General features: G+C 65.9%; 22 protein-coding genes and 1 riboswitch. Of the genes, 5 read left to right on the top strand and 17 right to left on the bottom strand.

All coding sequences use genetic code 11. The features are described from left to right. Window positions 1-5: 5 nt before the first annotated feature. Window positions 6-509 (bottom strand): hypothetical protein, encoded by a 504-nt coding sequence (locus ABE464_RS13880; RefSeq protein WP_346472449.1) that lies wholly within the window; start codon window positions 507-509, stop codon window positions 6-8. Window positions 510-777: 268 nt separating this feature from the next. On the opposite strand from ABE464_RS13880, the gene ABE464_RS13875 reads away from it, so the two are divergent. Continuing rightward, window positions 778-2,805: a sodium-translocating pyrophosphatase gene (locus ABE464_RS13875; protein WP_346472448.1), complete on the top strand. Its 2,028-nt coding sequence runs from the start codon at window positions 778-780 to the stop codon at window positions 2,803-2,805. 60 nt (window positions 2,806-2,865) lie between these two features. On the opposite strand, the gene ABE464_RS13870 is transcribed toward ABE464_RS13875, so the two are convergent. The 5 genes from ABE464_RS13870 to ABE464_RS13850 all read right to left on the bottom strand — a co-directional run bounded on the left by ABE464_RS13870 (window position 2,866) and on the right by ABE464_RS13850 (window position 5,900). Next, window positions 2,866-3,594, bottom strand: a complete 729-nt coding sequence (locus ABE464_RS13870) for an energy transducer TonB (protein ID WP_346472447.1) — start codon at window positions 3,592-3,594, stop codon at window positions 2,866-2,868. Continuing rightward, window positions 3,591-4,016 carry a TonB system transport protein ExbD gene (exbD, locus tag ABE464_RS13865; protein ID WP_346472446.1) on the bottom strand — a complete coding sequence of 142 codons (426 nt, stop codon included), beginning with the start codon at window positions 4,014-4,016 and terminating at the stop codon, window positions 3,591-3,593. The genes ABE464_RS13870 and exbD overlap by 4 nt, the downstream gene beginning before the upstream one ends. A 9-nt stretch (window positions 4,017-4,025) precedes the next feature. Further along, complete coding sequence (gene exbB, locus ABE464_RS13860; RefSeq protein WP_346472445.1) at window positions 4,026-4,757, bottom strand: tonB-system energizer ExbB; 732 nt, start codon at window positions 4,755-4,757, stop codon at window positions 4,026-4,028. A gap of 113 nt (window positions 4,758-4,870) precedes the next feature. Continuing rightward, window positions 4,871-5,263: a YbaN family protein gene (locus ABE464_RS13855; protein WP_346472444.1), complete on the bottom strand. Its 393-nt coding sequence runs from the start codon at window positions 5,261-5,263 to the stop codon at window positions 4,871-4,873. A gap of 49 nt (window positions 5,264-5,312) precedes the next feature. Beyond that, complete coding sequence (locus ABE464_RS13850; protein ID WP_346472443.1) at window positions 5,313-5,900, bottom strand: biliverdin-producing heme oxygenase; 588 nt, start codon at window positions 5,898-5,900, stop codon at window positions 5,313-5,315. A 163-nt stretch (window positions 5,901-6,063) separates the two neighbouring features. Here ABE464_RS13850 and ABE464_RS13845 point away from each other — a divergent pair, with 163 nt between their 5' ends. Further along, window positions 6,064-6,321, top strand: a complete 258-nt coding sequence (locus tag ABE464_RS13845) for a DUF2789 domain-containing protein (protein WP_346472442.1) — start codon at window positions 6,064-6,066, stop codon at window positions 6,319-6,321. 93 nt (window positions 6,322-6,414) lie between these two features. On the opposite strand, the gene ABE464_RS13840 is transcribed toward ABE464_RS13845, so the two are convergent. From ABE464_RS13840 to ABE464_RS13820, 5 genes are all read right to left on the bottom strand, one after another. Further along, window positions 6,415-9,330 (bottom strand): TonB-dependent receptor, encoded by a 2,916-nt coding sequence (locus ABE464_RS13840; RefSeq protein WP_346472441.1) that lies wholly within the window; start codon window positions 9,328-9,330, stop codon window positions 6,415-6,417. A 141-nt stretch (window positions 9,331-9,471) separates the two neighbouring features. After that, a complete protein-coding gene (locus ABE464_RS13835; protein WP_346472440.1) occupies window positions 9,472-10,434 on the bottom strand; it encodes a FecR domain-containing protein in 963 nt (320 codons plus the stop codon). Between the two features lie 113 nt (window positions 10,435-10,547). Continuing rightward, window positions 10,548-11,048, bottom strand: coding sequence for a sigma-70 family RNA polymerase sigma factor (locus ABE464_RS13830; RefSeq protein WP_346472439.1), 501 nt, complete (start codon window positions 11,046-11,048; stop codon window positions 10,548-10,550). A 127-nt stretch (window positions 11,049-11,175) separates the two neighbouring features. Beyond that, window positions 11,176-11,646, bottom strand: coding sequence for a hypothetical protein (locus tag ABE464_RS13825; RefSeq protein WP_346472438.1), 471 nt, complete (start codon window positions 11,644-11,646; stop codon window positions 11,176-11,178). Between the two features lie 37 nt (window positions 11,647-11,683). Then, window positions 11,684-12,175, bottom strand: a complete 492-nt coding sequence (locus tag ABE464_RS13820) for a hypothetical protein (protein ID WP_346472437.1) — start codon at window positions 12,173-12,175, stop codon at window positions 11,684-11,686. A 248-nt stretch (window positions 12,176-12,423) separates the two neighbouring features. Between ABE464_RS13820 and ppa the strand changes: the two genes are divergently transcribed. Both ppa and ABE464_RS13810 read left to right on the top strand, forming a co-directional pair. After that, complete coding sequence (ppa, locus tag ABE464_RS13815; RefSeq protein WP_019183821.1) at window positions 12,424-12,960, top strand: inorganic diphosphatase; 537 nt, start codon at window positions 12,424-12,426, stop codon at window positions 12,958-12,960. Between the two features lie 154 nt (window positions 12,961-13,114). Then, window positions 13,115-14,236 carry an HDOD domain-containing protein gene (locus ABE464_RS13810; RefSeq protein ID WP_346472436.1) on the top strand — a complete coding sequence of 374 codons (1,122 nt, stop codon included), beginning with the start codon at window positions 13,115-13,117 and terminating at the stop codon, window positions 14,234-14,236. A gap of 56 nt (window positions 14,237-14,292) precedes the next feature. On the opposite strand, the gene ABE464_RS13805 is transcribed toward ABE464_RS13810, so the two are convergent. The 6 genes from ABE464_RS13805 to thiC all read right to left on the bottom strand — a co-directional run bounded on the left by ABE464_RS13805 (window position 14,293) and on the right by thiC (window position 23,838). Next, window positions 14,293-14,502, bottom strand: a complete 210-nt coding sequence (locus ABE464_RS13805; RefSeq protein WP_346472435.1) for a hypothetical protein — start codon at window positions 14,500-14,502, stop codon at window positions 14,293-14,295. Between the two features lie 172 nt (window positions 14,503-14,674). After that, window positions 14,675-17,536 carry a TonB-dependent receptor gene (locus ABE464_RS13800; protein ID WP_346472434.1) on the bottom strand — a complete coding sequence of 954 codons (2,862 nt, stop codon included), beginning with the start codon at window positions 17,534-17,536 and terminating at the stop codon, window positions 14,675-14,677. Window positions 17,537-17,605: 69 nt separating this feature from the next. Next, a complete protein-coding gene (locus ABE464_RS13795; RefSeq protein ID WP_346472433.1) occupies window positions 17,606-18,487 on the bottom strand; it encodes a helix-turn-helix transcriptional regulator in 882 nt (293 codons plus the stop codon). 114 nt (window positions 18,488-18,601) lie between these two features. Next, window positions 18,602-20,935: a winged helix-turn-helix domain-containing protein gene (locus tag ABE464_RS13790; protein ID WP_346472432.1), complete on the bottom strand. Its 2,334-nt coding sequence runs from the start codon at window positions 20,933-20,935 to the stop codon at window positions 18,602-18,604. A 250-nt stretch (window positions 20,936-21,185) separates the two neighbouring features. Continuing rightward, window positions 21,186-21,863: an ion channel gene (locus ABE464_RS13785; RefSeq protein WP_346472431.1), complete on the bottom strand. Its 678-nt coding sequence runs from the start codon at window positions 21,861-21,863 to the stop codon at window positions 21,186-21,188. 97 nt (window positions 21,864-21,960) lie between these two features. After that, a complete protein-coding gene (gene thiC, locus ABE464_RS13780) occupies window positions 21,961-23,838 on the bottom strand; it encodes a phosphomethylpyrimidine synthase ThiC (RefSeq protein WP_346472430.1) in 1,878 nt (625 codons plus the stop codon). A 141-nt stretch (window positions 23,839-23,979) separates the two neighbouring features. Beyond that, a riboswitch (TPP riboswitch) is annotated at window positions 23,980-24,081 on the bottom strand. Window positions 24,082-24,370: 289 nt separating this feature from the next. Between thiC and ABE464_RS13775 the strand changes: the two genes are divergently transcribed. Further along, window positions 24,371-25,939 carry a BCCT family transporter gene (locus ABE464_RS13775; RefSeq protein WP_346472429.1) on the top strand — a complete coding sequence of 523 codons (1,569 nt, stop codon included), beginning with the start codon at window positions 24,371-24,373 and terminating at the stop codon, window positions 25,937-25,939. The last annotated feature ends 518 nt before the right edge of the window (window positions 25,940-26,457 follow it).

The following is a 26,457-nucleotide window of genomic DNA, read 5'->3' as shown; positions in this document are numbered from 1 at the left end:
TCAGATCAGTTGCAGGCCTTGCCTTCGACCTTCATCTGCGCGGCGAACATCGGCACCTGCGCGATCTTGCCGGCAGCCGCCTGCTTCTTGGCGTCTTCCAGGTAGATGCGCGACTGGCCCTGCCCATCGAGTTCCGGCTTGGTGGTGACCGGCATCCGCCACACGCGCACCACTGCCTGCTGCGCCGGGCACGACGCATTCGGCACGCGGATCACATCATTGAGCTTCCAGCCCTTGGCTTCGCTCGGCTGCGCCTTGTCGTAATCAACGAAGCGCGCACGCGGCTGGCACTGCTCGCTGGTGCGGACCACCGCGAACTTGTAGGGCTGTGCCGCCTCACCGGTGAACACGCCTTCCAGCCGCGCGCAGGCTTCGGGAATCTGGCGCAGCGTGTGGGCCGCACCTACCGCCTGCGGTGTGCCGGCGGCGCGCTGCAGTTCGGGGGTTTCGGCGGCGAAGGCGGACACGGCAGGCAACAGGGCCAGCCACAACAGATGACGGGGGGACATGGCAGGACTCCAACGGCTGGGGATGGGCCGAGGCTGCCAGTGGGTGGCTGAACGGCGTGGCAAAGGCCGCGGGCAAGCGGTTTGAAATCCTCGCTGGCATGCATCGAGGATTTGCCCGCATACTCGGGCCACCAGGGAGTGCTGAACACCGCCACACGCTTGACGACCGGGCACGGTCTGAACGGGTTGGTTCATGGTTGCAGCCTGTTGTGCCCCCGCGTGGTGCGTTCATCCAGATCTGGATGCCATCCATCACCCGGGAGGGGACATGCTGGAACGTTACGGGCTTTCTCTGGCGCTGTTGTGCGCCATTCTCGCGATTCTCTACGGCATCGTGTCGGCACGCTGGATCCTCCGGCAACCGGCTGGCAATGCCCGCATGCAGGAAATCGCCGCCGCCATCCAGGAAGGCGCACGCGCCTATCTCAACCGTCAGTACCTGACCATCGCCATCGCCGGCGCCGTGCTGTTCGTGCTGGTCGGCCTCTTCCTCAGCTGGTACACCGCGATCGGTTTCGCGATCGGTGCCGTGCTCTCCGGCGCGGCCGGCTACATCGGCATGAATGTGTCGGTACGCGCGAATGTGCGCACGGCCGAGGCCGCCCGCAACGGCCTGAGTGCGGCCATGGACGTCGCGTTCCGCGGCGGCGCGATCACCGGCATGCTGGTGGTCGGTCTGGGCCTGCTGGGCGTGGCCGGCTACTACGCGCTGCTGCTGCGGCTCGGGCTGGATGTCGCACAGACGCTGCACGCGCTGGTCGGGCTGGCCTTTGGCTCGTCGCTGATCTCGATCTTCGCGCGGCTGGGCGGCGGCATCTTCACCAAGGGCGCCGACGTTGGCGCGGACCTGGTGGGCAAGGTCGAAGCCGGCATCCCCGAGGATGACCCGCGCAACCCGGCAGTGATCGCCGACAACGTGGGCGACAACGTCGGCGACTGCGCCGGCATGGCGGCCGACCTGTTTGAAACCTATGCGGTCACCGTGATCGCCACGATGCTGCTCGGCAACCTGATGATCGCCGAGGCCGGGGCGAATGCGGTGCTGTATCCGCTGGTGCTGGGCGGTGTCTCGATCATCGCTTCGATCGTCGGTGCGCTGTTCGTCAAGGTGAAACCCGGTGGCTCGATCATGGGCGCGCTATACAAGGGCGTGATCGTGTCCGGTGTGCTGGCGGCGATCGCGTTCTACCCGATCACCACACAGTTGATGCCCGACAACGCACACGGTGCGCTGAACCTGTACTTCTGCGCCCTGATCGGACTGGTGCTGACCGGGCTGATCGTGTGGATCACCGAGTACTACACCGGCACCCAGTACAAACCGGTGCAGCACGTGGCGCAGGCCTCCACCACCGGGCACGGCACCAACATCATCGCCGGCCTCGGTGTCTCGATGAAGTCCACTGCCCTGCCGGTGATCGCGGTATGCGTGGCGATCTGGCTGGCGCAGTACTTCGGGGGGTTGTACGGCATCGCCATCGCCGCCACCGCGATGCTCTCGATGGCGGGGATGATCGTGGCACTGGATGCCTACGGACCGATCACCGACAACGCCGGTGGCATCGCCGAGATGGCTGAACTGCCGCCGGAAATCCGCGACATCACCGACCCGCTGGATGCGGTCGGCAACACCACCAAGGCGGTGACCAAGGGCTATGCGATCGGCTCGGCGGCCCTGGCGGCGCTGGTGCTGTTCGCCGATTACACGCACAACCTGCAGGCAGCCAACCCGGGGGAGATCTTCGCCTTCGACCTGTCCAACCATGAGGTGATCATCGGCCTGCTGATCGGCGGTCTGATTCCCTACCTGTTCGGCGCGATGGCGATGGAAGCGGTGGGTCGCGCCGCGGGTGCGGTGGTGGAGGAAGTCCGCCGCCAGTTCCGCGAGATTCCCGGGATCATGGACGGCACCGGCAAGCCGCAGTACGACCGCGCGGTGGACCTGCTGACCCGCTCGGCGATCCGCGAAATGATCATCCCCTCGCTGTTGCCGGTCGCGGTACCGGTGGTGGTCGGGCTGCTGCTCGGGCCACGCGCGCTCGGCGGCCTGCTGATCGGCACCATCGTCACCGGGCTGTTCGTGGCGATCTCGATGACCACCGGCGGCGGTGCGTGGGACAACGCCAAGAAGTACATCGAAGACGGCCACTTCGGCGGCAAGGGCAGCGAGGCGCACAAGGCCGCGGTGACCGGCGATACCGTCGGTGATCCCTACAAGGACACCGCCGGTCCGGCGATCAACCCGCTCATCAAGATCATCAACATCGTGGCCCTGCTGCTGGTTCCGCTGCTCTGAGTCAGGACGGACACGCTGGCCTCAGGCCAGCGTGTCCTTGCAGCGCGCGTGACACGCGCCTCAACGCCGCCGCAGGAAGAACGTCACCGGCACCATCACCTCCACCAGGTCACCAGTGATCTCCGCTGGCGGCGGTGGCAACGGACTGCCGCGCCGCACCGTGGCCAGCGTCTCCTCGTCCAACAGCGGATGACCGCTGCTCTGGCCCAGCCGAATGTTGGCGGCGTTGCCCTGCCGGTCCACCGAGAAGCGCACGTAGGCCACGCCCTGCTGGCGCAGGCGTTCGGCCTGGCGCGGGTAGCGACGGTACTGTTCCAGATGGCCCAGCAGCAGGCCCTGCCAGGTCACGGCCGCGCTGCCCTGACGGCCGGCCACGGTCTGCGTGGCGGCATAGCGCTCGGACGGTCGCGCCGACACATCCGGCGGCGCCAGCGTCTGGTCCACGTTGTGCTGGTCCGTCGGTTCTTCTTCGCGGGGTGTCTCGCGGCGCAGGACGTCCTGTGCGTCCGGGCTGTCGTCCGGCGGGAGATCCACCTTCGGCACCGGCGTGGGCTCGGGCCGATGCTGTTCCTGCTGCAACGGCCCGGGTGGGATCTCCTTCGGCGGTGCGGACGGCGCCTCCGGTACCGGCGCCAACTCCACCATCACCGCTTCCACCGGCGTGTCACTGAGCAGCACCGGGGCACGCTGCTGCCACCACAGCGCGCCGCCGATCAGCACTGCATGGACGGCCAACACAAAGGCCAGGCTGCACGCCCAACGCAACGTGGCGGTGGTGTCGCGGCTCATTCGCTGCGCTGCTCCACGCCGACCAGTGCGATCCTGCGATACCCGGCCGCGCGCAGCGCGTTCATGGTCTGCATCAGCTCGCCATACGGCACGGCCTGATCGGCGCGCAGGTAGATGCGCTGCTCGTGATCCCCTGCGGTCAGCCGCTCCAGCGCGGCGTTCAAACCGTCAGGGCCGACCGGTACGTCGTTGATGCTCAGCGACAGATCGGCCTGCACCGAGAGGAACACGGGTTCGGCATCGCGCGGCTGCGGCTTGGCGGTACTGGCCGGCAGGTCCACGGGCGTATCCACGGTGGCCAGCGGCGCGGCGACCATGAAGATGATCAGCAGTACCAGCATGACGTCGATGAAGGGGGTGACGTTGATCTCGTGGCTTTCTTCCAGCGCGTCGTCGTCGTGGCGGGCGGTCTTGATGGCCATGACCGGTCCTCAGCGCGCGTCGCGGGCAGCTGGCGCATTGCCGAGCCGGTCCAGATCGCGCGAGACCAGTTGTTGTACGCCGGCGGACAGATCACCGAGCAGGCCGCGGATGCCGGCCAGCACACGGGTGAAGTGGTTGTAGATCACCACGGCCGGAATCGCCGCGACCAGGCCCAGCGCAGTAGCCAGCAGCGCCTCGGCGATGCCCGGCGCGACCACGGCCAGATTCGTGGTGTTGGCGTGGGCGATGCCGATGAAACTGTTCATGATCCCCCACACCGTGCCGAACAGGCCGACGAACGGTGCAATCGCGCCGATGCTGGCCAGCAGGCCCACACCGGTACGCAGCTGCCGCGCATGCGCCAGTTCGATGCGCTCCAGCCGCGAGGCCACGCGCTCCTTGATTCCGACCGGATCGTGCGCGTCCTGTGAGAGGCGCAACTCGGTGCGGGCGGCGTCGATCAGGTCGTGCGCCGCGCCGTCGTCGAGCACTGCATGGGTCTGCGCCCCCGGCAGGTGCGCCGACTGCAGCAGCAGCGCGCGTGCCTGGCGCAGCCGCGTGCGCTGTCGGCCCAGCTCCCAGGTCTTGGCGACCAGCACTGTCCAGGTGGCGATGGAGGCGAGTGCCAGTCCGATCATCACGGTCTGCACCACGCCATCGGCGGCCTGGTACATGCCCCACGGGGTCAGGTCATGTGGCAGCGCTGCCACGGTGGCAGGAAGGGCGATCGGCAGGGTCATCGGCGGGTTCATCGGTCAGGGGCGTCGCGGCACGGTGCAGGCCGGACGCAGGAAAGGAATGGGAGCGGTGTCCAGCAGACCCGGTGCGGATGCCTGGCGGGTCGGCGGTAGGTTCAGCGCTCTGACGGGGGAGCCGGCACGCCGGGCGGCCGCGGCGCAGGACGGGACAGCACATACGCCGCGCTGGCCACGAAGAACAACCCGACGCCGATCAACAGCGGCCAGGACGGGTGTGCGCCCCAGCAGAACATGACAAAACCGAACGCCATGCCTGCGCCGGCAAAGGCCTTGCCCTTGCGGCTGATCGCACCTTGCTCACGCCACAGGCGCAGCGGTGGACCGTAACGGGGATGCTCGAGCAACCGTCGCTCGAATGTCGGCGAGCTGCGCGCAAAGCAGCCGACGGCCAGGATCAGGAAGATCGTGGTCGGCATCACCGGCAACAGGGCGCCGATGACGCCCAGCGCCACCATGATCCAGCCCAGGCCGAACCAGAGCCAGCGCATCATGGGCGGCCGGGGTGATCCGGCACGGCGGGCGGCCAGCAAGCGGCGATCATGCGAATTCTTCCTCGACATGCCCGTGCACGCTGCGGAATGCCGCGTCGGCCGCATCGATCATCTGCTGCTCCTGCGCGTCGGTCAGCGCTACGCCATCGAGCGCGGCGGTGAACTCGCGCCAGTGGCGGGCGGCCCCATCGGGATGGGCGGCCAGGTGGCGGGCGCCGAAGTTGCTGTCCAGGCCGAGCCGGGCGGCCATTTTGTACAGCACGGTGCCGCCCAGGTTGGAGCCTTCGGCGACGTACAGCCACCCCAATGCCGCGGGCAGTGGCAGGTCACCATCCAACCGGGTGGACGCAGGCAGTGGCAGCGTCTGTTCCAGGTCGGAAAGATCACGGGCGATCAGCGGCAGTCGACGCCGCTCGTCCAGGTCCGGCAGCAGCGCGTCCAGCGCGGGACTGCCGTAGAGCGCATCGATGTCACGATGGAAGCGGTACTGCACGCGCAGGAATCTGGCGAACAGGTCGCGGCTGGCGAAAATGTCGCCGGCCATGATGCGTTTGTCCAGCGCGCCGTGGCTGTCACGGGTGGCGGCCTTGAGGCGTTGGCTGCGGGTAGCTTCGGGAGTATCGATGACGATCATGGCACTGCTTGTTGGGAAGTGGGGCGCGGTTCTCTGTTGAAGACGTCTGGCACGGGTGCGACCCCAAGCCCATTGTCGCGCGGCCCGGGTTGCGACCGTCACATGCCACCGTCACGGCCTTGCCCCGATAATACGGACCACGCCCTGCCACTGGAATGACCTGATGATCACCACCGAACCGCGCATGACCAATCTGTTCCTGCAGCTCGGCCTGGAGGCCAGCGAGGAGGCCATCGCCGCCTTCATCCGCGACCACCAGCTGTCCAACGAGATCCGCCTGATCGAAGCGCCGTACTGGAACGACGGGCAGCGCCAGTTCCTGACCGAACAGCTGCGCTCGGATGCGGAGTGGGCGATCGTGGTCGATGAGCTCAGCGAAGCCCTGCACGCCGATGCGACCGAGCAGGCCAACGCCAGCTGAGCGCTGGCTTGAACGAAATGCCGTCCGGCCGCCCGATGCGCCGGCCGGCGGCACGCAGGGGCCGGCAATGCCGGCCCCTGTCGTGTCCGGGCATCAGTAGCGGTAGGTCAGTGCCAATCGCATGGTCCGGCCCGGTGCGGGCATCACGCCCAGCGCCAGTGGATCGAGGTAGTAGCGGTCGGTCAGGTTGTCCACGTTGAGATCCACCGCGAACTGCTCGCTGGCCTGCCAGCTGGCGAACAGATCCACGAGGATCGCCGGACGGTACAGCTGCTGGATCGCCGAGAGCCCGACGTTCCATTCCTTGTCCAGTTCGCTGATCGGGCCGGCGTTGTGGATCACCCGGGTGCCGACGCTCAGGCGTTGATCGAACAGACGCGAGCCCAGGGTCAGGTTGACGTTGTAGCGCGGCGGGTTCTGGGTGTTGCTGTAGGACCCCTCAAAGCCACCGTCGACGCAGTCCGGGGTGTTCTTCAGTTCCTCGATCTTCCGCTGGATGCCGTAGGCCCGGCGTTCGGCGGCGATGTCCGGCGCGCAGGTCTTGGCCTGAATGTAGTAGTGCGCGGACAGATCGGCGAAGACCGTGCCGCTGTCATAGCTGGACTGGAACTCCACGCCGGAGACCTTGAAGCGGTCCACGTTGCGGATCAGGCCCGCCGACAGGGTGCGGTAGTCGCGGGTGATCAGATCATCGATGCGCGTATCGAAGTAGGCCAGCTTGAAGCCCGCTTGGTCGCCCTCGGTGAACAGGCTGTGGCGCACCGTGCTTGCACCCACTTCCCAGGTCCCTGCCCGCTCCGGCTTGAGTTCACCGGTGGGCTTGGCCGCGGTGAACAGGCCCAGGGTCGTCTCGAACAGGCTCGGCAGCTTCACGCTTTCGGCGTACTTCACGTACACCATCGTGTCTTCGTCGAAACGGTAGGCGACGCTGGCACTGGGCATGAAGGCACTGTCGCGCCGACGGATCGGCTGCGACCAGGTCCAGCTGACCGGCACGCTCAGATCTTCGGCATCATCGGCGTCGTAGAAGTTCCAGCCGGTGATGTCGCCGACCGTGCCCTTCTCATACGGTGATGCCAGCAACGAGGCCTCGGTGAACTGGCCATTGGCATCCGGATACCAGTTCAACATGGCGATGCGCTTGGCGCGCCATGCCGGCAGATTGGGGTTGCCGTCCAGCAGCTGGGTGTAGCGGTACTGACCGATCACGCCGTAGCTGCCCGGCGTCGCCAGGCGGTTGCGGTCGTGCACGTTGACGCGGTTGTAGCGGCCACCGACCACCACTTCCCAATGCTCGTCCGGCTGCCATTTGACCGAGGCCACCGCACTGTATTCCTTGCGCTCGGCGTTGCGCAGGAAGCGGTTGTTGACCAGATCGTCGTGCATGATCGGCGAATGCGGGCCGGGACCGACGTCCTCATCGCTGAAGGACAGACCGTAGTCCAGCGTGAACAGGCCGGCGCCGGAATCCAGATGCGTGGTGTTGCCCACATCGAAGCCGAGCCGGGTCTGGCTCAGCTCATTGCGGTAGGCGTCCTTGTAGCCCGGATCGGTGTTGAACGACGGGCCGTCGTACCACTCGGTGCGGCGATCGAAGTACCACGGGGTGATGCCGGTCAGGCCGTTGTACATCAGGCTGTCGGCGTCGGTGTACCAGAGGTTGGCCTTCAGATCGATCAGCTCATTGTCCGGGTTGAAGCGGTAGCGCAGGTTGTAGGCATCCATGTCCACATGGCCCGGATCCCACTGCGGCACGCGGTCGCGGTCCACCCGGATGATCTGCGAGGCCATGATTTCGCCGGCGGTGCCTTCATAGCGGCGGTAGCCGGCTTCCAGCGTCTGGTTGTCATCGATGCGCCAGGTGCCCTTGAGCAGGAACGACTCCGAGCGCGAGGAGGTATTGAACACCTCGGTATCCGGCGGATTCAGCGGCGCCAGGGTACGCCGGGTCTGCGGGAAATCGTCGTAGCCGTGCTTGCCGGAGAAATAGTTGCCGTTCTCGCGCCAGGCGTACGCTGCGACCAGGTCGAAACGATCCCACTGCTTGGCGGTGGCGATGTTGAAGAACTGGCTGCCCAGCGCGCTGCGGTCGGTACGCGGTGCGGCGTCATAGGCGGGCACGTTGTTGGCGCTGGCATTGGCCAAGCCGGTGCGCACGCGCAGCCCGGCGTCACGGCCATCGCGCAGCACATCCTCGACCTTCAGCGTTTCCATCTCCACCACGCCGCCGATGCCGCCGGAGGCATTGACGCCCAGGCTCGGCCCCTTGGTGATGGTGATGTTGGAGATCAGGTCGGGATCCAGATAGGTGCGCTGCGACTGGCCCGCGTAACCCCGGTAGGTATCCATGGTGGACTGCCCACCGTCGATGATCACCGGGATGCGGCTCTGGCCCTGGATGCCGCGGATGTTCACATCCAGCGCGTTGGCGGTGCGTGGGTCGCCTGCGGTGACGCCGGCCACGCCCTTGACGATGTCCGAGGTGGAGGTACCGCGGAAGCGCTCGATGGTGTCACGCGCGATGTAGGCGCTGGAACCGGCGGTGCGGTACACCTCCAGCGCGCGTTCGGCATCGCTGCCGCCCTCGATGCGATCACCGGCCACGCTCAGTGCGTCGGTGACGATCAGGTCGTCGTCGTTGGCGGCCACCGCAGCGCGCTCCACCGTGAACGCGTCCGGTCCGACCTGGCGCATGCTCAACCCACTGCCCTGCAGCAGACGCAGCAAGGCGGCCTGCGCATCCATCTGACCGCCGACCGGCGAGGACGTCACGCCCTCGGCCAGTGCGGCCGGATAGGCGACCTGCACGCCGGACTGCCGCATGTAGGTGCGCAGTGCATCGGACAACGGCTGGGCGGGGATATCGAAACGCTGCGTGGCCGCACTAGGCGCCGGGCTGGACTGGGCCAGCGCCGGCAATGCGGGTGCGGCCGCCAGGCCGGCAGTGAGCAGGGCGATGCAGAGACGTGACGGACGCGGGCGACGGCCCGCGCGGGTGGAGATGCGCATGGAAGAACCTGTCAGAGGATCGGTGCCGCAGAGGCGGGTCACCCGCACGCAGGTGCGGATGCAGCGGACGTACGTGGCGGCGGCGGGTACGTTATGCCGGGTAAGACGAACGAACAGCCCACAGCCCCAAGACCGATTGCGCTATTGCGCCGGTGCCACGATCGCCACGCCCATCGGCAGGCGGGTGACGCTCAACCCTGCACTGACCGCCAGCGCATCGAGCGCCTGCTCCGGCCGATCAATGCGGAGCGCCGCGTTGACCGCCGGCAAGGCCGACAGATCGCCGCGCACGAAGGTAGCACCCGAGCGGTAGCGCGCAATGCGCTGCACGGCCTCCTCCACGCTGGCCGCCTCCAGCAGCAGCTCGCCGTCGCGCCAGGCCGCAATGCGGTCCAGGGCGACATCGTCCAGCCGTGTGACCCGGCCGGCGGGCGCAAAGCGTGCACGCTGGCCCGCCTCCAGATAGGTCCAGCCGCCTCGGTCGGTGGCGGCAACCCGCACACGCCCCTGCTCGACCACCGCCTCCACCTCGTCCTTCCAGCGGGAGACCGCAAACGCGGTGGAGATGTCTTCAACCACACCGCCCTGCGCTTCTACCTGGAAGGGGCGGGACGGCTCGTGGGCCACCTCGAACCAGGCCTGGCCGCGCAGCAGCGCGATGCGGCGCACGTGACCGTCGTAGTGGACGGCGATGGCGCTGTCGGCATCCAGTACGGCTCGACTGCCATCGGGCAGCGATACTCTCTCGATCGCACGCGTGCTGCGGTGATCGGCCTGCAGCCGCAGCCAGGCATCGGGGGCGACCCACGCCAGGACCAGCAAGGCTGCCGTCGCCACGCTCCACGCGTGCCAGCGGGCTCGCCGTCGACGCGGTACCGGCGCTGCCGGCGCAGGAGGGCGCGGCCCAAGACTGCGCCAAAGCTGACGCTCGTGTTCGAAGGCATGCCGGTGGCCGGGCTCACCCAGCCACTGTTCGAAGGCACGCATCTGCCCCGCATCGGTCGCGCCGGAGGCCAGCCAGGCGATCCAGGCGCGCGCCTGCACCGCGACAGCGTCGGAAGGGGGTGGCAAGGGAGAGGAAGACGAAGGGGGGTGCGGGCTCATGGCTGGCGATGGGTGGCGCAGTCACGCGCGGGCAAGGGAAGGACGCAGTCAACACGCCATTATGATCAAGACGGTCGGCAGGCGTGTATCCCCAAGCCGGATATCGGCGTGCGTCAGCGCCCGTTGCGCGCCCAGGCCAATCGCTGCAATGCGCTGCGCACGTGATTCTCCACGGTCGTCACCGACACCCCCTGGCGCCTGGCGATGTCCGCCTGGGTCATGCCCTGCAGGCGGTTGAGCCGGAAGATGGTGCGGGTCGGCTCGGGCAGATGCTCAGCCGCCTCCAGCACGCGCTGCAGTTCGTCCTGCGCCATGACCTGCTCTTCGGTGGAGAGCACTTCGTCCGGCCCCCACAGGTAATGATCGGCGAGCAGGCGCGTGCGCCGCGTGCGCTCACGGCCATGATCCGTGGCCAGATTTGCCGCCAAACGATAGAGATAGGCGCGGGGATTGCTGATCGGCTGCCCGCTGTCCACGCCACGCGCCTTGAACCACATGGACTGGATCACATCTTCCGCGCCGCCGTCACTGCCCAGAATGCGCTGGACCAGGCGCAGCAGCGCCGGGCGCTCGCGGATCAACAGTTCGGTAAGGGTGGTGGCGTTGGAAGACATGGACCGATGCATGTAGCGGGACCGCCGGACGGCGGCCATCCGTAAGCGGCGGCATGTTACTCCGCAAATGAGAATGCGTCACGTTTGAGCGCATGTGGTCCGGGCATGACATGCCGCCGCGCGGCCCTTACAGGCACGACGTCAATCCGTCGTAGATGCTGTCCCGGGTTCCGGGGAGCGCCGCATGCAGGGCGTCGTCCTGCTCCAGCGTCTGAAGCAGCACGGGCAGCAGCGTCTGGGCCGCCAGCGGTGCGCGGCATGCCCACGTCCGCGCCTCCACCGCGATACGGCCAGTCGCATCGTCCACGCGCGCCGTGCTGCCGGTGAATGTCCACAGGCATTCCCCCACACGGCCCGTGGCAACCTGCACCGAACACCGGAAGCGCAGCGCCTGCAGGTTGTGGAACTCGCCCTCGCAGAACGTGTCCCCGCAGATGGCGTCGAAGCCGCGCACCAGGCGCGCCTCCACAGCGCGGAAGCGCTCCCGGCCCTCGGCCTCGCTGGGGTACTCGCGTGCATCGACGTAGGGACCGGCGGCGTGGCCGGTGGCAATGGCCATACAGGAGGCAAGCAGCATGCCCGCAACGAGGGTCTTCATCGGCAGTCTCCAATGCAGAGTGAAAAGGGCTGACAGGTCAATTGAGGCAGTCGAACAGCGCGTCGTGCATCGAGAGGCCCGAGCCGGGCAGAGGTCTGCGCAGCGGGTCGCGACCTGCCAAGGCCACATGCAGGGTCTCCACCGGCGTATTCGCCCCGAGTGGCGCTTCGCAGGCCCAGGTGCGGCTGTCCGGGACCACCCGGCCGGTGCCACGCTCCACCTCGAGGTTGCCAGCGCCGATCACGAGGGTGCAGGCCTGGACGGTGCCGCTGGCCGCATGGACAGAGCAGCGGAACTGCAGCGCGATATGGTTGCTGTATTCGCCCTCACAGTAGGTGTCACCACACAGATCGTGGAACGCCCGGATCAGGCGGTCCTCCAGATCGTAGAAGCGATCCCAGTTGGCTTCCTTGTGTGGGAAGTCGACCAGATCCACATACGGGCCCTCGCGCGCGGAGGCGCTGCAGATGCCGGCCGCCAGCACTGCCAAGGCCAGGGAAAGGGGGGCCAGCAGGTTCATCAGCTTCATCACCAGGCTCCAGACGGGTTGGTTGACATGATCGGCAGAGGCGCGCACGGCAGATATCGGCGCCCACCCTGCCAATGGGTGAGGATTTCCAGCGGCGGCCGGTGGTCCCCTGCCCCGGGCCGGGCCGGGCCGGGCCGGGCCGTGCCGAGTCGGTGAAATGCTCGTCCGGCGAATGGCCGCTGCACGGCGGCCGGCAATGGGCCTAAAATGGCGGACTTTGCGCCCCTACCCCCTCTCGGAGTAAACCCATGGGTCTGGAACTCGTCTCGCCCGGCAAGAACCCGCCGGAAGAAATCAACGTCATCATCGAAATCCCGAAGGATTCCGAGCCGGTGAAGTACGAAGTGGACAAGGAAACCGGCGCGATCTTCGTCGACCGCATCCTCTCCACCCCGATGCGCTACCCCTGCAACTACGGTTATGTGCCGAGCACCCTGTGCGGTGATGGCGACCCGGCCGACGTGCTGGTGGTGCTGCCGCTGCCGCTGGTCCCGGGCTCGGTCGTGCGTTGCCGTCCGGTCGGCGTGCTCAAGATGAGCGACGAAGCCGGCAGCGACGAGAAGATCCTGGCCGTGCCGATCTCCAAGGTGTTCAGTGGCTATGCCCACGTCGAAGACATCGAGCAGGTGTCCAGCCACTGGCTGGAGCGCATCGGCCACTTCTTCGAGCACTACAAGGACCTGGAAAAGGGCAAGTGGGTCAAGCTTGATGGCTGGGGCGGCGCTGCCGAAGCCAAGAAAATCCTGGTTGAGGCGCACCAGCGCTACCTCGGCAACATCGCCTGAGACTGAACCCCATCGCTCCGGCAGACCGCTGCCGGAGCGATGCGCATCACGTTTTTTCAATGCGGCACATCACTATTCGTGCCGGATTGGGTACATTGCGTCTCTTCACACCGTCCACGGTGCGTTTCACCGTGGTCAGCCAGGGGACCGTGTCGTGCGCATTCTGCTTGTTGGGGACGAAGCCAGCCTGTCGGCTGAGCTGTTGGAATTCATTGCCGATCTTGGGGAAGAGTGGCAACCGCTGACCGCCGTTGATGGTCAGAGCGCCATGGGCATCGTGGCCGGCCTGCCGGTCGATGCGGTGATCGTGTGCCCGCAGCTGCCAGATCTCAACGCCACCACGCTGCTCGGCCAGATCCGTACGCTGCGCCCCGAGACCATCCGCATCGCCCTGGTGGACGCCGAACACGGCAACCGCCCGCCACCGGCACGCCTGATCGGCGTGGCCCATCGGTTCCTGCCGATGCCGCTGGCCCCGGAAGTCCTGCTCGAAGCACTGACCAGCCTGGAAGAGCTGCGCGAACTGCTCGACAGCGCGCGCCTGCGCAGCGCCATCGGCCGGATCGAGAAGCTGCCCTCCCCGCCCCACCTTTACCTGTCGCTGACCCAGGCGCTGGAACACGACGACGACACCAACACCGCCGACGTGGCCAAGCTGGTCGCCGCCGATCCGGCCATCGCCGCCAAGGTGCTGCAGCTGTCCAATTCGGCGTTCTTCAACAACGGCCGGATCATTTCCGACCTGCGCACCGCCGTGACCCGGCTGGGACTGTCGACCCTGCGCGACCTGGTCCTGGCCAGCGAAGTGTTCTCCGCCCAGCCGCTGTCCGGCGCCGAGCGCAACTCGCTGCAGCAGCGCGCGCTGCTGGCCTCGCGCCTGGCCGCCAAGCTGCTGCCGGAGTCCAGCGCGGAACTGGGCGCCACCGCGGCCCTGCTGGCCGATATCGGCCTGCTGCTGCCCGGCGTGCGCAATGAACGCAGCGAGCCGGACGACACCGCTGACGACCGTCCCGGCCACGCCGAGGCCGGTGCCTACCTGCTTGGCCTGTGGGGCCTGCCGATGCCGATCATCGAGGCGGTGGCCTTCCACCTGCAGCCGCAGAAGTCCAACACCCGCAGCTTCTGGGTGACCGGTGCGGTGCATGTGGCGCTGGCCCTGATCAACGGCGATCCGGTTGATGAGGAGTACCTGCAGCGCGCGGGCGTGCTGAACAAGTTGCCGCTGTGGCGTGAACATGCCAATGCGCTGATGGGGCTGGTCGCCGCCGACGCCTGAGTGATGGGTAAAGCGTTCTCAAAGGATGGCGCGCCCCGTGGCGCGCCATCGTCGTTTCAGCGCTGCGGACAGGCGTCCAGCACGCAGTCGCGCCAGAGTGCCTCGCAATACGCCGGCAGATGCTGGCCCGACGCGATGCACTCCAGGCGCAGTTGTTCGCAGTAGCGACCGCCCTGGCACACGATGAGGCCGGCCGATGCGCTGCCGGCAAGGGCGATGGTGCCGAGGAACACAGCGGCGAGTTTCTGAGCGAGCGTGATTTTCATATCGATCTCTCAATCGTCCACGATTGGACCGATTGACGGTATCAACTGCATTTCCGCTCGAAACGTGAGGCGGATCACCCTTCGCTGAAACTCAGATTTTCCTTATCCCACAATGCAAAGAGGGCGGACCTTGCGGTCCGCCCTCCTTTTTTTTCACCAATGCTTCGATGGATCAGAAGCGCTGGGTGTACTTCATGTACAGGAAGCGACCGATGTCGAAGCCGCCGTAGTAGGCGAAGCTCGAGTTCGGCTGCGTGAACATGATCGGGCCCTGCTTGTCGAACAGATTGTTCGCGCCCACCGCGATCGTGGCATCCCACGGCGCGTTGTAGCTGACCTGCAGGTCGTGGAACGTGTTCGAACCGGTCTTGCGGATCGGCATTGCATCGCCGTCGACGTAACGGTCCGGCAGGGTGCACGGACGTGCAGCCACGCAATCTTCCTTCATGCCCGAGTAGTAACGAGCCATGTAGGACACGCCGAAATCGCCGCGCGACCACGTGATGCCCACGTTCGAACGGACGCGGAACAGGCCGGCATCGCCAACACGGCCCTGCATGACCGTGTTGCCTTCACCGTTCTGGGTTTCTTCGTCGTACTTGGACAGGTAGCTGGTCTGCCAATCGATGGCGAACTGGCCGATCGACAGTTCCGGCAGACGGTACTTGATGCCCAGGTCGTAGCCTTCGGTTTCCATGCGGCCCAGATTGGCCAGGCCGTAGGTCATCGAGTTGATGTGGCCATCGGCTGCACGGGTGTGGCTGGCGCAACGCGATGCATCACCGGCGACGTAGCACTCGCGCAGGATGCGGTCGACGCTGTCAGCGATGATCATGTCGCTGATTTCGTACTTGTACCAATCCAGCGAGATGTCCAGGCCCTGCACCCAACGCGGGCTCCAGACCATGCCGAAGGTGGTGCTCTTCGAGGTTTCCGGCTTCAGGTTCTCGTTGGAGCCGGAGATGAACTGGTCCGGGGTGGCGCACGGCGTCGCGGTGCACGGGGTCAGACCCTGGCCCACCTGCGTGTAGCCAACCGGCACGCCGGCGGCGGTGCACGAGGCATTGCCGTTGACGCTGCCCGGCGCGGTGATGCCGCACGGATCGGTGTACGACTCGAAGCTGCTGTTCAGGCCGCCGTACAGATCGTTGATCGACGGCGCGCGGAAGCCTTCGGCGTAGGTGCCGCGGACCAGCAGTTCGTCGATCGGACGCCAGGTGAAGCCGAACTTGGAGTTGATGGTGTCGCCGAAGTTGCTGTAGTCCGAGTAACGGCTGGCAGCGTTCAGGGTCAGTTCCTTGGCGAACGGCACGTCCGCCAGGATCGGCACGTTCAGTTCGAGGTAGAACTCGTCCAGCTCGTAGCTGCCCTGGGTGGTCTGGGCACCCAGACCGGTCGACTCACCCGACTGCGCGAACGCGTCCGGCGAGAAGCGGCCTTCTTCCTTACGGTGCTCCACGCCCATCGCGAGACCGACTTCGCCGGCCGGCAGCTCGAACAGCGAGCCGGACAGGTTGGCGGTGTAGCTGGTGGTCTTGGTGTAGCCGGTGTCGGTGAAGTACGGGAACAGGAAGGCCTGAGTGGCCGCATCGGACAGCGAGCCCGGGCCTGCCACGCCATACGGCAGCAGCGGGTTCCACGGACGGCAATTGCCGACGGCATCGCCCGGCGAGCCGCACTGGGCAACGCCGTTGGCATCGATGTACGAAGCACCCAGGGCCTGGCGCGACGCGATCAGGCTCATGTCGCCATGACCGGTCTTGGTCGATTCGTTACGGTTCCACAGTGCACCGACGTCCCAATCCCAGGTCTTGCCGGCGAACTCGAAGTAGCCGCTGACGGTCGGCGCGAAGCGCAGGGTCTTCAGCTGGCTTTCGGTGGTACGCGGCATTTCCCACAGGCGGCGACGGAAATCGACGTCCGCACCGGTCGGGTTGAAGGCGCTGTCAGCCGACAGCGGGGTGCCGAAGGCCTGCGACTGGTACGGGTAACCGGCGATCTGCTGGTCCGTGGTGCGCTCGTTGTAGAGCACGTCCGCGTTGAAGGTGATCGCGTCGGTGAGGTCGTAGTTGCCGTTGACGTACACGGACTTACGCTCGATACCGGTCTGGACCATCATCTGCTGGTTGGCATTGACGCGGTCGGCCGAGGTTTCGGCGCGGTAATCAGCACGGTTGGTCGGATCGCCACCTTCGCGCAGGGTGAACCAGCGCTGGTCGGCCGAACCGACGTAACCCGGCTGACCTTCTTCCAGGTCCGGGGTCAGGCAGGGGTCGCAGAACGCGCCGTTCTGGTTGATCGGGCTGTTGCCCGAGCCCGGGTAGTTCGGGCCGGCATTGCCGTCACGGCTGAAGAAACGATCCTTCGCCCAGACCGGATCAGCCTTGTAGTACTCGGCGGCCATGGTGATGCCGCCCCGCTCGCCCTGCGAACCCAGGGTGAAGGAGTACTGGTTGGTCGAACCGTCGCCCTGGCCGTACTGGCCGAAGTAGACGCTGGCTTCGCCGCCGTCCACACGCTTGCGGGTGATCACGTTGACCACGCCGGCGATGGCGTCGGAGCCGTAGATGGACGATGCACCGTCCTTCAGGATCTCGATGCGCTCGATGGCGGCCATCGGGATCTGGCTCAGATCCTGCAGGCCCGAGGTGGAAGCGCCCAGGCGCTTACCGTTCATCAGGACCAGCGTACGCTGCGCGCCGAGGTTGCGGATGTCGACGTAGTAACCGCCCACATCCTCGCCCGATGCCAGCGACTCCGAACGCGAGATGGCCGGGGAACCGGCCGAGGTCATGTTCTGGAGCACGTCGGCGACGGAGGTGTAACCCTGCTTTTCCAGGGCTTCACGGGTCATCGTCAGGATGGGCTGCTGGGTCTCCATGTTGGCGCCACGAATGCGCGAACCGGTGACTTCAATGCGATCCAGATCGGTCGCGCCCTTGGCTTCCTGTGCGGAAGCGAAGGTCGGCGTCAGCGCAAGCGCAATGCCGGCGGGCAGAAGGCCCAGCCGCACTGCGGGAGTACGAAAATTCATTTATCTCTCCGAGGTACGTTAGTAGCGTGTTAAAACCGCCTCGGAAAGTTACGATTGCGTTGCAGTTAATTATTTGCGTGATGCAACCAATGACTTTGCCGAATCTGGCGACAGGTTCGCACCTGCCTCACGGTAGCGTGACGCGGACAACCCAAAGCGTGCCCGGAACGCCCGTGCGAAGCTGCAGCAGTTGTCAAATCCGCTCGCCGCGGCAACCTCGCCCACCATCATGTCGGTATCGCGCAGCAGATCCGCCGCGCGCTCCAGTCGCAGGCGTGCGGAGAGCGATTGCGGACTCTCTGCATACAGGCTCTGGAACGTTTTGGAAAGGTACCAACTGGAGAAGTTGGTGAGTTCGGCCAGTTCACCGATGCGCACCACGCGGTGGCTGTTGCCTTCCAGATAGAGACGCGCGCGCTGCATGCGCCCGAACACCTGGCGCTTGCGGCTGCGCGAACGGCCGGGGCAGCGCTGCACGCCGGTGGCCATGCCCTGCTGAAGGGCGGCCAGGTGCAGCAAGGCAGGACGAAGGGCCTGCATCGGGCGGTCACTGTCCAGCGCATCGCGCCACAGGCGCATCGCCACCCGCATCTCGCCGCGGGTCATGGTGCCGCGACCGGCGTACAGGTTGCAGTCGACCAGATCGCCCAGCGCGCGCAGCGCATCCGGCGACAGGCTCAGGCCAATGCACAGGCCATCGCGGCCGGCCTGCACCATCGGCTTGGAGTCTTTCTCAAAGGCGATCCACTCGCGCTGGCGCAGGCGGAACTTGCCTTCCTTGGATTCGACCCAGGCGCTGCCGCGGACCTGCATCCACACCGTGAAGGTGGTGCCGGCCGTCTGCAGGCTGCCCAGTCGGGCAACACCGAGACAACTCGGCAGCACGCCGTCGTCGGCGATCTTGTCCAGGGAGAGAGATTGACCGCGATCGGCCAGGGAAAGCTGACGCATGACTGCACCGTGTGTTTGCCTTTGCTGGCGTGCAGTTTTGCCAAGTCAGGCCACTTCCCTCAGGACATCTTGGCGAGATTGATCCGAATTCGCCACGACAACCTCACGAAGAACTTACGAAGGATCTTTTCCCTTCATAAACATGAGGTTGGAGAACGCGGGAAAGAACGAGGAGGTCGGTTCGGGCAGGTGCATGATGCCGATATCGGAGCCATCGGCCACCGCCAGGGCCACATACACGGCACTGCCGTCCGGGCTGGCGCTGAATCCATTGCCGGTGCCGAGCCTCTCGGGGTCCAGACAGGCGCCAGTGTCGCTGGTGGTCGCACTGAGCCGTGCAAACGCGGTCGCACAGTCGGCGCGATTGGACAGGTAATCGATCTGCCCGTTGCCGGAGACGGTCCACGCCCGGTAACGCCAGCGCGACGGCTGGTCGTCACGCACCTGGCGGATGCTCTGCGGGGTGAGGGCCGCATCGGCCGACCACAGACCACTGGCCGACAGCCGGGTGAACAGCACGCGTTCGCCGGCCACGTCGTAGCGTGCCTGGGAGACACCCTCGATGCTGCCCAGCAGGCGCCACGGCGTGGTGGTCCGATCAAACAGGGACAGGCGCATCCGCTCGTCTTCATCACGCTCCACCACCAGCATCTGCCCAGGCCGTTGCCCGTACAGCGCCTGCAGTGGCTGCGCGGCGGGCACGTCCAGGCGGACCGTCTGCTCATCACGCGGGGAGACTTCGAAGACCGCCGGGTTGGCATGTTCGTCACGCCCCAGGACCAGCAGATGACGGCTGTCGCGCGACCAGTCCGGGATCTGGCGGGTTTCCGGGCGCAGGCCCTCGATCGGGCGCAGGGATTCGGGACGTTGCAGATCCGCCCACCACAGCGAATAGCTGCCTGACCGGTTGGAACTGAACACAAGTTGGCGGCCGTCCGGCGCGATCATCGGCTGCGCATCGCGACCGCCCGATGCGAACAGGCGCTCGGGAACACCCGGACCGTCGGCACCGATCGGCACCTTGAACAAACCGAACTGCGCCCGCCGGTGCATGAAGGCCAGCATGTTGTTGCTGCGCGAGAGCGCTGGTGACTGGGCATCGTCCAGACCCAGATCACGCAGCGTGCGCGTGCGTGTGTCCAGCTCATACAGGCGCGCTTCGCTGTCGACGCGGCGACCAAACACGATGTGGCGGCTGTCGCTGCGCCACGCCCAACCGCGGATCTCGGCCGAATCGTTGGTGAGCTGCTGGGGCGCGCCGCCTTCGGCCGGGATGCGCCACAGATCACCGACCTGCGGATTGCGCACGAACACGATCCAGCGGCCATCGGGCGAATAGCGCGGTGCGTACTCAAAGCTGTCCGGGTCCGTGTCGTACTTCAGCGCGCTCCAGCTACCGCTGGCGAGATTGAAGGTGCGGATGCCGCGGTGTGCATAGGTGCCCGACAGCGAGCCGAACAGCAGGCCGCGCCCATCCGGCGTCCAGTCGAAGCTGAGCAGCTCGGTGCCATCGCAGCGCGTGACATGACGCTGCGCGCCCCCGGTGGCGCTGGCGATGAGCACCTCGCAACCGCCCCCCGGGCCGAAACGCGCGAAGGCGATGTCACGGCCGTTGGGCGACCAGTTCGGGAACCGGTCCGAATAGGTGTCCGGCGTATCCATCAGGACGCGCGCAGGCGCATTGCCCGAGGTCTGCACCTTGATGACGCTGCCCTGCCGCGACGGCACGCCGGCTTCGTAGGCGACCTGGGAGCCATCCGGGGACAGCGTGGGATAGGTTTCAAAGCCCGCCGATGCCGTGATCAGGCGATACGGCCGCTCCGGGCTGCCGATCACGCGCGTGCCGTCCTCAACGGCCGCTTCCACCGGCGTGGCGGGACGCTCGCGCTGCACGAGCAGCGCAGCCATGACCAGCATCGCGATCAGCATCGTCAGGCCGATGGCCAGCAGCACATAGCGGCGGACGCGGCGCCACCGCCGGCGCATCGGGTTGTCCGCTTGCCGGAGGGGTACCGGCGTGTCACTACCGGGCAGTGCGGCATCGACGAGCACGCCCGTCGCTGCGTCGTCCGCCTCGCCCAGGACACGCGGCTCTTCCACCACGCTCACCGGCACCAGCAGGCGATAACCGGTCTTGGCAATGGTTTCGATATAGGCCGTGCCCGCGTCTTCGTCGGTGGCGAAGGCCTTGCGCAACTGGGTGACGGCCTGGGTGAGCACGTCATTGGTGGGCAGCGTATCGGGCCACACCTCAGCGAACAGTTCATCGCGCGTCACCACGGTACCGGGCGAGCGCATCAGCGCCTTCAACACGCCCAGTGCCTTCGGAGTGAGACGACGCGGGCGACGCACGCCCACCACCATGACTTCCCGCGAGGAAAGTACTACGGTGCAATCGCCGATTCGGACTACATCGGCGGCGGGTCGCTCACTGTCGTTGTTGATCATTCCGGTGACACGAGTGAATGCAGGACTACTGGAACGCAGCATTCATCACAATCGACAACGATCGAACGAACCGCCAGATTCCGCACAAACCATCAGCGCAAAGCGCAAAAACACTGAAGGCGGCGAATACTAGCCTATGTGGGTTAACCGCACCTGTGTGTGCGGCCAACATCAGGCTCTCTCTCGCCGACGAAATTACATAAATTGATTCAGCATTCGCGCCTCCGGGCGCGAATTTTTTATGCGCGATTCAGTTTTGTATGCGCCGGATCATGGTCAATCCGACCAAGCGCGAGACCACCAATGCTACGTACATCACGCCTGCAAACTGCTCCAGCATGACCAATGCCCGGGCTTGGGGATGGATCGGCACCACGTCGCTCAGTCCCACCCCGGACAGCAAGCTGAAGCTGAGATAAAGCAGCTCCATCCAGGTACGCAGTTCCGTCTCGCTGGTAGCCATGAAACTGCCCGGATACCACTGCTGGCAGAGCGCGAACGCGAAGGCGAAGGCCCACGCCAACAGCGTGAAGGTGGCCCCCGCCGCGAACAGCTCATCGCGGGTCACTTTGTGGTCCTGCAGCATGTAGGCAATCAGGCTGCCCGCCGTGTAGAAGTACAGCAGGCATTCGAGCAGTTGCGCCGTTGTCACCAGCGCCGGGCGCTCCAGCAGCGCGCCTGAGATGGAAAACACCACCGAAGGAATCGCCAGCAGCAGGGCCACCCACATGCCCAGTGGACTGCGTCGCACGACCCACAGGGCCAGGCCGAGCACGGCGATGCCGAATGCACCGAACAACGCACGGCTTGCACCGGCCTCGTCCATCGCGGGGTACAGCAGCACGCCGAGCAGCTGCACGGCCAGCAGCCACGCAGACGGATGCCGGCGTGCAATCGCCAACCATTTGGTGCTGCGTGCTATCGCCATCGTCGTCCCCGCCCCTGCCTGTTCGCGCCGAGCTTAGCCGGAATCACGCAGGCGGCGGATGATGGCCGTGGTGGTACCCACCACCACGGCCAGTGCCTCATTCCTGCCGATACACCTCGGCCCCGAGATCCCGGAACTGCGCGGATTTCTCGGCCATGCCGGCCTCCAATGCCTGCTGCGCATCCAGGCCCTGCCCGGCCGCATAGTCACGCACGTCCTGGGTGATCTTCATCGAGCAGAAGTGCGGGCCGCACATCGAACAGAAGTGGGCCAGCTTGTGCGCGTCCTTGGGCAGGGTCTCGTCATGGAATTCCTTGGCCTTGTCCGGGTCCAGCCCCAGGTGGAACTGGTCCTCCCAGCGGAATTCGAAACGTGCCTTGCTCAACGCGTTGTCGCGGACCTGCGCGCCGGGGTGGCCTTTGGCCAGATCCGAGGCATGCGCGGCGATGCGGTAAGCCATGATGCCGTCGCGCACGTCCTGGCGGTTGGGCAGGCCCAGGTGTTCCTTCGGGGTCACGTAGCAGAGCATCGCCGTGCCGTACCAGCCGATCATCGCCGCACCGATCGCACTGGTGATGTGGTCGTAGCCCGGCGCGATATCGGTGGTCAACGGGCCGAGCGTATAGAACGGTGCTTCACCGCACTCGCGCAACTGCTTGTCCATGTTCTCCTTGATCAGCTGCATCGGCACGTGGCCGGGGCCTTCGATCATGGTCTGCACGTCGTGCTTCCAGGCGATCTTCGTCAGCTCGCCCAGCGTCTCCAGTTCGCCGAACTGCGCGGCATCGTTGGCATCGGCGATGCAGCCCGGGCGCAGGCCGTCACCCAGCGAGAAGGTCACGTCGTAGGCCTTCATGATCTCGCAGATGTCCTCGAAGTGTGTGTAGAGGAAGTTCTCCTTGTGATGCGCCAGGCACCACTTGGCCATGATCGAGCCCCCGCGCGAGACGATACCGGTCACGCGCTTGGCGGTCAGCGGCACGTAGCGCAGCAGGACGCCGGCGTGGATGGTGAAGTAGTCCACGCCCTGCTCGGCCTGCTCGATCAGCGTGTCGCGGAAGATTGCCCAGTTCAGTTCCTCGGCACGGCCATCAACCTTCTCCAGCGCCTGGTAGATCGGCACGGTGCCGATCGCCACCGGCGAATTACGCAGGATCCACTCGCGCGTTTCATGGATGTGCTTGCCGGTGGACAGGTCCATCACGGTATCGCCGCCCCAGCGGATCGCCCAGACCAGCTTTTCCACCTCCTCGGCAATGCCTGAAGACACCGCGCTGTTGCCGATGTTGGCGTTGATCTTGGTCAGGAAGTTGCGGCCGATGATCATCGGCTCGCTTTCCGGGTGGTTGATGTTGTTGGGCAGCACGGCACGGCCGCGCGCGATTTCATCACGGACGAATTCGGGGGTGATGATCGTCGGGATCGAGGCGCCGAAGGACTCGCCGGGATGCTGCTGCAGCAGTGCGGCGTCGCGGATCGCGTCGAGCCGCTGGTTCTCGCGGATCGCCACGAACTCCATCTCCGGCGTGATGATGCCGCGCCGTGCGTAGTGCATCTGGGTGACATTGGCGCCTGCCCGTGCACGGCGTGGCTGCAACCGCGATGGGAACCGCACCGCATCCAGACGTGCATCGGTTTCGCGCGAGCGGCCGAACGCAGAACTCAGGCCCTCCAGTACCTCGGTATCGCCACGTTCGGCCACCCAGGCCGCGCGCAGCGCAGGCAGACCGGCGGAGAGGTCGATAGCGACAGCCGGATCGGTATACGGGCCGGAGGTGTCGTAGACGGTGACCGGCGCATTCTCTTCGCCGCCAAACAGGGTGGGCGTACGGGTCAGCGTGATCTCGCGCATCGGCACCTGCAGATCGCTGCGCGAGCCCTGTACATGGATCTTGTGCGAGCCGGGAATCGGCCGGGTGACCGATTCAGAGAGTTGCTGGGCCTGTTGCTGCAGGGCGGAGAGCTGTGCGTTCATCGAGGCATCGTCCTAGGTTCAATCCCCGCACAGGGACTGTGCGGTTCTATGCGAGGGATTCGCATGGGAGGGACGAAACGGCGGCGCTCGACGGACGGATTGCGGGCGGTCTCCGGGCATGGTGGCCCTACGGCGCAATACATCTGCAGATGCGAAGCTTCCCTACGCCGGTATCAACCGGATCAGGTTCGAAGGGACTGTCTCAACCTTGGCCATTGGGCCGCGGTACCCCCGCTTCGGGGCGAATTAGAGCACAAAGCCACGGCCAAGGGGCACGGAGGGAAGCCGCGATTGTTTCGGTCAACGTTGCGTGTGAACACAGCGCCGACATCGGATGCACTAGGATGCTGCAGCGCGGTATGCGGTGCGATCCGGGAGTGACGTCCCGATCGTGCGTACACCACGTCCTGCTCGACGCCATTGACGTCTGTACTGACCGGCCTCGACCGGCTTGATCCGCCCCAGTCGTTGCCGCTGTGCCGCTGGAGATTGCAAGCCTCGGCTCGCCCCTACTGATCGGAGACACGCCTGCATGGTGTTCCGCATTTCCATCGCACTGGTCGCACTGCTGGTGCTGATCGCCGGCCTCGCGCCGGGCCCCTTCAACGAGGTCGTCCAGAGCGGCCTGTCCACCATCATCCGCAGTACCGGCTGGCTGTACCTGTTGGTGGTGTTCATCACCCTCTCCTTCCTGATGTACCTGGCCTTCGGCCGCTTCGGATCGCTGCGCATCGGCGGCGAGGATGCCGAACCTGATTTCTCCAACGCGAGCTGGATGTCGATGCTGTTCGCCGCTGGCATGGGCATCGGCCTGGTGTTCTGGGGCGCGGCCGAACCGATCTCGCACTTCGTGAAGCCACCGGAAGGACTGGCACCGCAGAGCATGGAGGCGGCGCGCGCATCGATGCGCTATGCGTTCTTCCACTGGGGCCTGCACCCGTGGGCGATCTATGCACTGATCGGCCTGGCGATGGCGTGGTTCCAGTTCAACCGCAATGGCCGTGGACTGATCAGCGATCTGCTGCAGCCGATCATCGGTGCGCATCACCGCGGCTGGATGGGTACCGTGGTCAACGTGGCCGCCGTCGTCGCCACGGCAATCGGCGTGGCAACCACGCTTGGCTTTGGCACGATCCAGATCGCGGCCGGCCTTGAGCGCGTGTTCGGCATCCAGGCCACGGTGCCCGTGCAGTTGACCATCATCGCGGTGGCATTCGTGCTGTACATGGCCTCCACCACCAGCGGCGTGCACCGGGGCATCAAGTGGTTGTCCAATTTCAATCTCGGCCTGGCCGCGCTGCTGCTGGCGCTGATCCTGGTGCTGGGGCCGACCGGCTTCATCTTCGACACGTTCACCACCACGATCGGCTCGTATCTCAATTCGCTGGTGACGATGAGTCTGCGCATGTCGCCGTTCTCGGGCAGCACCTGGGTGGCGGACTGGACGATCTTCTACTGGGCCTGGTGGATCGCGTGGGCACCGTTCGTGGGCTCGTTCATCGCGCGCGTCTCGCGTGGGCGCAGCATCCGTGAGTTCGTGCTGGGCGTGGTGATCGCACCGAGCGTGCTGGGCTTCCTGTGGTTCTCGGTATTCGGTGGCACGGCGCTGTGGTCGCAGATCTTCGGCCACGTGGATCTGGCGCAGGCGCTGGGCAATGGCTACGAGACGGTGCTGTTCACGATGTTCGACAGCCTGCCGATGCCGACGGTGCTGTCGGTGGTCGCGCTGGTGCTGTTGATCATCTTCTTCGTGACCTCGGCCGATTCGGCGGTGTTGGTGCTGGCGACGATGTCGACGGAGGAGTCGGGTGATCCGCCGCTGGCACGCCGCATGGTGTGGGGCGTGGCGATTGCGTTGATCGCGGGCGTGCTGTTGCTGGCCGGTGGTCTCACTGCGCTGCAGGGGATGATCACGATCGCCGCGTTGCCGTTTGCGTTGTTGATGCTGGCGGTGATGTGGTCGTTGTACCGGGTGCTGGATATGGAGCATGCGCTGCAGCGCCGCCGTGCGCAGCGTGCGCGGCGGTTGATGGATGAGTGGATCGAGCGGGAGATCGCGGCGCAGGAAGAAACGCGCGATGAGGCGGCTCGGGCGCCTTAGGGGGTCGGGTTGGTCGGGTTGGTCGGCTTGGTCGCTTAGAGCGGCACGCTTCCCGGGCTATCGGTGGGCGGGCCGGGACGGGTGGGTTGGCGGGACACGCCGTGAATCCGTCCTTGGAGGCTCATGTCGCGCCATCCATGGCGCTCATGGTCCCGACAACCCACCCGCCCCGTCCCGCTCACAGTTTCATGGTGGTTCTGGGAGAGCAGCCGAGCGATGCTCGGCATGGCGCGCGTCCGACCGACAGTTTCAGAGTTCCAACGCGAGCAGCGTAGCCACGCTCGACACAGCCGATTTTTCGCGTAGTGCGCTTCAGGTCGTTTCGACAAAGCAGCCGAACACGGCCCGACGCAGCAGTGTGCTCGACGCATCGGATCCCCGCTAAGAAAATGCAGCCACGCATGGCGTGGCTCTACCGTTTTTGCCATGCGCACCGACCCATTGTGGGTGGGTCGGGGTGGGGGGGGGGGGGGGGCCCGATGCAGGCGAGGTTTGGGGGATAAGAGCAGACAAAAGAA

Source organism: Stenotrophomonas sp. TWI587 (assembly GCF_039674145.1).
GTDB classification, from domain to species: domain Bacteria; phylum Pseudomonadota; class Gammaproteobacteria; order Xanthomonadales; family Xanthomonadaceae; genus Stenotrophomonas; species Stenotrophomonas maltophilia_AY.
This window is presented reverse-complemented; position numbering and strand designations above follow the sequence as displayed.

What these genes read in the sequence shown, in the direction of transcription:
- ABE464_RS13800 (WP_346472434.1), bottom strand. Translation starts at nt 17,536, where the DNA reads ATGAATTTTCGTACTCCCGCAGTGCGGCTGGGCCTTCTGCCCGCCGGC.
- ABE464_RS13790 (WP_346472432.1), bottom strand. Translation starts at nt 20,935, where the DNA reads ATGATCAACAACGACAGTGAGCGACCCGCCGCCGATGTAGTCCGAATC.
- thiC (WP_346472430.1), bottom strand. Translation starts at nt 23,838, where the DNA reads ATGAACGCACAGCTCTCCGCCCTGCAGCAACAGGCCCAGCAACTCTCT.
- ABE464_RS13855 (WP_346472444.1), bottom strand. Translation starts at nt 5,263, where the DNA reads ATGCGCTGGCTCTGGTTCGGCCTGGGCTGGATCATGGTGGCGCTGGGC.
- ppa (WP_019183821.1), top strand. Translation starts at nt 12,424, where the DNA reads ATGGGTCTGGAACTCGTCTCGCCCGGCAAGAACCCGCCGGAAGAAATC.
- ABE464_RS13820 (WP_346472437.1), bottom strand. Translation starts at nt 12,175, where the DNA reads ATGAAGCTGATGAACCTGCTGGCCCCCCTTTCCCTGGCCTTGGCAGTG.
- exbD (WP_346472446.1), bottom strand. Translation starts at nt 4,016, where the DNA reads ATGGCCATCAAGACCGCCCGCCACGACGACGACGCGCTGGAAGAAAGC.
- ABE464_RS13830 (WP_346472439.1), bottom strand. Translation starts at nt 11,048, where the DNA reads ATGTCTTCCAACGCCACCACCCTTACCGAACTGTTGATCCGCGAGCGC.
- ABE464_RS13875 (WP_346472448.1), top strand. Translation starts at nt 778, where the DNA reads ATGCTGGAACGTTACGGGCTTTCTCTGGCGCTGTTGTGCGCCATTCTC.
- ABE464_RS13805 (WP_346472435.1), bottom strand. Translation starts at nt 14,502, where the DNA reads ATGAAAATCACGCTCGCTCAGAAACTCGCCGCTGTGTTCCTCGGCACC.
- ABE464_RS13840 (WP_346472441.1), bottom strand. Translation starts at nt 9,330, where the DNA reads ATGCGCATCTCCACCCGCGCGGGCCGTCGCCCGCGTCCGTCACGTCTC.
- ABE464_RS13880 (WP_346472449.1), bottom strand. Translation starts at nt 509, where the DNA reads ATGTCCCCCCGTCATCTGTTGTGGCTGGCCCTGTTGCCTGCCGTGTCC.
- ABE464_RS13795 (WP_346472433.1), bottom strand. Translation starts at nt 18,487, where the DNA reads ATGCGTCAGCTTTCCCTGGCCGATCGCGGTCAATCTCTCTCCCTGGAC.
- ABE464_RS13785 (WP_346472431.1), bottom strand. Translation starts at nt 21,863, where the DNA reads ATGGCGATAGCACGCAGCACCAAATGGTTGGCGATTGCACGCCGGCAT.
- ABE464_RS13850 (WP_346472443.1), bottom strand. Translation starts at nt 5,900, where the DNA reads ATGATCGTCATCGATACTCCCGAAGCTACCCGCAGCCAACGCCTCAAG.
- ABE464_RS13845 (WP_346472442.1), top strand. Translation starts at nt 6,064, where the DNA reads ATGATCACCACCGAACCGCGCATGACCAATCTGTTCCTGCAGCTCGGC.
- ABE464_RS13835 (WP_346472440.1), bottom strand. Translation starts at nt 10,434, where the DNA reads ATGAGCCCGCACCCCCCTTCGTCTTCCTCTCCCTTGCCACCCCCTTCC.
- ABE464_RS13775 (WP_346472429.1), top strand. Translation starts at nt 24,371, where the DNA reads ATGGTGTTCCGCATTTCCATCGCACTGGTCGCACTGCTGGTGCTGATC.
- exbB (WP_346472445.1), bottom strand. Translation starts at nt 4,757, where the DNA reads ATGACCCTGCCGATCGCCCTTCCTGCCACCGTGGCAGCGCTGCCACAT.
- ABE464_RS13825 (WP_346472438.1), bottom strand. Translation starts at nt 11,646, where the DNA reads ATGAAGACCCTCGTTGCGGGCATGCTGCTTGCCTCCTGTATGGCCATT.
- ABE464_RS13870 (WP_346472447.1), bottom strand. Translation starts at nt 3,594, where the DNA reads ATGAGCCGCGACACCACCGCCACGTTGCGTTGGGCGTGCAGCCTGGCC.